Below are 3,829 nucleotides of genomic sequence, written 5' to 3' on the forward strand. Positions count from 1 at the left end.
TCGCCGGGTTCGACCTGGCCTGGTTGTCCACCACCCGGTTCCTGCGGCTGCGCGGCGCCGAACCCGAGCTGGCGACGAGCGTGATGACCTCGCCGGTGGTGCTCGGCGTGAGGCGCGCCAAGCGGGCCGCGCTGGGCGAGCACCCGACGTGGGCGGACATCGCGGACCGCGCCGCGGTGGGGGAGTTCCGCTACGGCAAGGCCGACCCGCGGGTGTCCGGCCGCGGGATGGCCGCGTTGATCGGCGTGGCGACGGCGGCCGCGGGCACCGGTGCGCCGCTGCGGCCGGAGGACGTGAGCTGCGACCGGTTGCAGGGATTCCTCGCCGGACGGGCGTTCGACGTGCCGGACCCGGCGGGCGAGTTCGCGCGCCGGTCCGATGTGGACGGACTGGTCGCACACGAGTCGGAACTGCTGGCGCTCAACGCTTCCGGTTCCGTCGAACCGCTGGAGATCGTCTACCCGCGCGACGGGATCGTGCTGTCGGACTACCCGCTGGTGCTCGTCGACCCCGCGCGCCGGGAGGCCTACGACCGGGTGGTGGAGTGGCTGCGGTCGTCCCCGGCGCAGAAGATGCTGGCCGACCGGTGGCGCCGTCCCGTCGACCCCTCCGTCGTGCGGCAGGAGGAGCTGCGCGCCGACCTCGGCACCGCGCTCTACTTCCCGGACAGCTCCGAGGTGATCGACCGGCTGCTGCTGTTCCACGACCGCGCGGGCGAGGGCCGTCAGGTCGTCTTCGTGCTGGACTACTCGACGTCCATGCGCGGCCCGCGGATCGCCGGGCTGCGCGAGGCCTTCGCGTCGCTGAACGGGTTCGACCGCTTCTACGTCGGCGAGACGGTCACGATCGTCCGGTTCGCCGGCACCGTGCTGGAGGAGCGGTCGGTCACCGTGCGCGGACGGCAGGACCTCGACGCGTTGCTGTCCGTCGTCGCGTCCGACGACCTGCAGGACAACACCGCGATCTGGGCTGCGTTGGAGCACGCTCTGAAATCGGCGCGCGGGGAGACGACGGTCGTGCTGATGACCGACGGCGAGAACAACGCGGGCCCGTCCGTGGACGAGTTCCTGCGGGTGGGGCGGGGCGAGGTGCCGGTGTACCCGATCCGGTTCGGCGAGGCCTCCACGGCGGAGCTGGACCGGGTGGCGCAGGCGAGCGGCGGCCGTCTCGTGGAGGCGGGCGCGAAGTCGTTGCTGGAGGCGGTGAGAGAGATCCGTGGATGTCGATAGAGCGCTCTGGTGGTCCGTCTCGTGGGGCTGGATCCTGCTGTGGGCGGCGACGCTGCTGGCGTTCGCGGTGGTCGTGGTGCTCGCCTGGCGGTGGCTGCGGCGCGGCGCCCCGGAACCCGAGGTGCCCGGCCTGCTGTTCTACGTGCACGCCCAGCGCATGATCAACCTGTGCAAGGTGGGCCGCTACGACGACGCGGTCACCCGGCAGTTCGTCAAGCAGATCACCGTCACCAAGGGCGGCAAGCTCCAGGTGGGCCCGAGCGAGTTCGGCATCGGCGTCGACGGCTCGGTCGTCGAGCAGAACACCGACACCTACGAGAAACCCGCGACGGAGATCGACGTCATCGGCGTCGTGCTGGCCGGCCTGCGCGCCGCGCACGGAGTCGTCGACGTCGACCTGAACACCCGCACCATCACCGCGGACGACGCCTGGCGGCGAGGAAAAGCCAGACGCCTCAACGACATCCGCGACTACGTGTCGCTGCACGGCCGCTTCGAGGCGGGCGAGGGCGACTCGGTGGTGCTGGTCGCGCCCGTCGGCGAACACCGCGTGCGCGTGGAGTGCGACCGCGCCAGCCTGCGCGACACGTTGCCACCGGGCCAGTTCAACGCCCGCTGCCTCGGCAAGGTCCAGTCGTGGAACGCGGCCACCGGCGAGATCGTCGTGCTGCCGGTCGTCGTATTCCAGTAGACGCGTGGGGGACGATCTCAGGGTGATCGCTCTGGACGAGGTGCTGGTCGTCGACGTGGAGTCGACGTGCTGGGAGGGCTCGCCGCCTCCCGGCGAGGTGTCGGAGATCATCGAGATCGGCATCTGCCCGCTCACGGTGTCCTCCGGTGTCCGCGGCGAACGGCGTTCGGTGCTGGTGCGTCCGTCGCGGTCGTCCGTCAGCCGTTTCTGCACGGAGCTGACGACGCTGACGGCTTCGCAGGTCGCCGACGGCGTGTCGTTCGCCGAGGCGTGTGCGTTGCTGCGCAAGGAGTTCCGGTCGGACCGCCGCGTCTGGGCGTCTTACGGCGACTACGACCGCAAGATGTTCGAACGGCAGTGCGCGGACTTCGGCGTGCGCTATCCGTTCGGACCTCGGCACGTCAACGTCAAGACGTTGTTCGCTCTGGCGCACGCGCTGCCGCGGGAGGTGGGCATGGCCGAGGCGGTGCGGCTCACCGGGCGCCGGATCGACGGCACGCACCACCGCGGGCACGACGACGCGTACAACATCGCGGGCCTGCTGGCAGGTCTGCTCCGGCGGTGAGATCACCTGTTCGAGGGATTCCAGTCGATCCCGACCGTGCAGACGCGGTCGTCGCCCCGCCACACGGTGATGGCGAACGTGCCCGCGTCCGCTGACACGCGCGTCAGGTACTCCGTGGCGCAGGCGATGGTGTAGCGGGACTTCCAGTCGGCTTCTTTCCTTATGTACCAGCCATGATCCTGCACCGCCTCGACGTAGGCGAGCGTGAGACGGCCGTTCCCGGCGCGCCGGTGGTACTGGATGCTGTGGACGTACTCCATGAGGTGGACGGTCCTCATCAGACCCCGCCACCGTGATTCACGAATGTCAGATCCCGCCCGTAACGTTCGGGACATGTCCGACCCCACGTTCCGGCAGGTGCGCCTAGGTGAGGCGTTGAAGAGGCTGCGCGAACGGGCCGGGCTGAGCCAGCGCGACGCGGCGTACCGGCTGCGGTACAACTACCAGAAGCTGAGCCGCATCGAGAACGGCCAGCTGCCGGAGTACCACGGCATGCGCGCGATGCTCGACCTCTACGGCGTGGTCGTCTCGGAGGAGGCGCCGTTCATCGACATGTGGGAGCGCGCGAGCGAGAAGGGGTGGTGGCGTCCCTACGGGCTCGACGACCAGGGCTACATCAGCCTGGAACACGACGCGACCAAGGTGAGTGCGCTCCAGCTCGGCTACATCCCGGGCTTGCTGCAGACCGAGAACTACATGCGCGCGGTCTTCTCTGGATGGCAGATCCAGCACTCACGGAAATGGATCGAGAACCAGATCGCGATTCGAACCAGACGCCAGGAGCGCTTGGCCGGTGATCATTCTCTTGAGTACCACTCGATCATCGTCGAGCCTGCGTTCCGTCACGCGGATCGCAATCAGTTGCTGCACATCAGCGAGATGGCCCAACAGCCCAACGTCCGGGTACAGGTGCTTCTGGACACCGCTGGTCTGCACGACGGTCACAACGGTTCGTTCACTCTGCTGGACTTCGCCTACCCGGGCGAGATGTCGGTGCTCTACGTCGAGCACCCGGCAGGCGCTACTCACGTCGAGGACGCCGAACGGGTGAAGGCCAGTAAGCTGGTCTTCAAGCACCTCTCGAAGCTGGCCCTGACTCCCGACGAGTCAGCCGAGTGGATCGGGAGGCTGGCCGCCGAGAGGTAGGGATCGACGTGTCTGCTGTGTGGCGAAAGAGCAGCCGCAGCAACGGCGGCGGAAATGGCGACTGCGTGGAGATCGCAGTGGACGGCCCATCCGCCCGCATCCGCGACTCGAAGGGCCGGGCGGACGCCACCGTCGCGGCGCCCGCCTGGGGTGCGTTCCTCGCGATGGTCAAGGACGAGATCAGAGGCTGATGACGTC

General features: G+C 68.9%; 6 protein-coding genes. 5 read left to right on the top strand and 1 reads right to left on the bottom strand.

The window, feature by feature from the left end; genetic code table 11:
* The 3 genes from VF330_RS06115 to VF330_RS06125 all read left to right on the top strand — a co-directional run.
* A partial coding sequence (locus VF330_RS06115; protein ID WP_330850513.1) for a vWA domain-containing protein occupies positions 1-1,229 on the top strand: 1,229 nt, incomplete at its 5' end.
* Positions 1,216-1,920 (top strand): hypothetical protein, encoded by a 705-nt coding sequence (locus VF330_RS06120; protein ID WP_330850514.1) that lies wholly within the window; start codon positions 1,216-1,218, stop codon positions 1,918-1,920. The genes VF330_RS06115 and VF330_RS06120, both read left to right, overlap by 14 nt.
* Positions 1,921-1,942: 22 nt before the next feature.
* Complete coding sequence (locus VF330_RS06125) at positions 1,943-2,485, top strand: 3'-5' exonuclease (RefSeq protein ID WP_330850515.1); 543 nt, start codon at positions 1,943-1,945, stop codon at positions 2,483-2,485.
* A 2-nt stretch (positions 2,486-2,487) separates the two neighbouring features.
* Here VF330_RS06125 and VF330_RS06130 read toward each other — a convergent pair whose 3' ends face one another.
* On the bottom strand, positions 2,488-2,763 hold the full coding sequence (locus VF330_RS06130) for a hypothetical protein (RefSeq protein WP_330850516.1): 276 nt from the start codon (positions 2,761-2,763) through the stop codon (positions 2,488-2,490).
* 55 nt (positions 2,764-2,818) lie between these two features.
* On the opposite strand from VF330_RS06130, the gene VF330_RS06135 reads away from it, so the two are divergent.
* Both VF330_RS06135 and VF330_RS06140 read left to right on the top strand, forming a co-directional pair.
* Positions 2,819-3,631, top strand: coding sequence for a helix-turn-helix transcriptional regulator (locus tag VF330_RS06135; RefSeq protein WP_330850517.1), 813 nt, complete (start codon positions 2,819-2,821; stop codon positions 3,629-3,631).
* Positions 3,632-3,648: 17 nt separating this feature from the next.
* Entirely contained in the window at positions 3,649-3,822 is a 174-nt protein-coding gene (locus VF330_RS06140) for a DUF397 domain-containing protein (RefSeq protein ID WP_330850518.1), read from the top strand.
* Positions 3,823-3,829 lie beyond the last annotated feature (7 nt).

The organism is Lentzea sp. (assembly GCF_036380075.1).
In the GTDB taxonomy this organism is placed as follows: domain Bacteria; phylum Actinomycetota; class Actinomycetes; order Mycobacteriales; family Pseudonocardiaceae; genus Lentzea.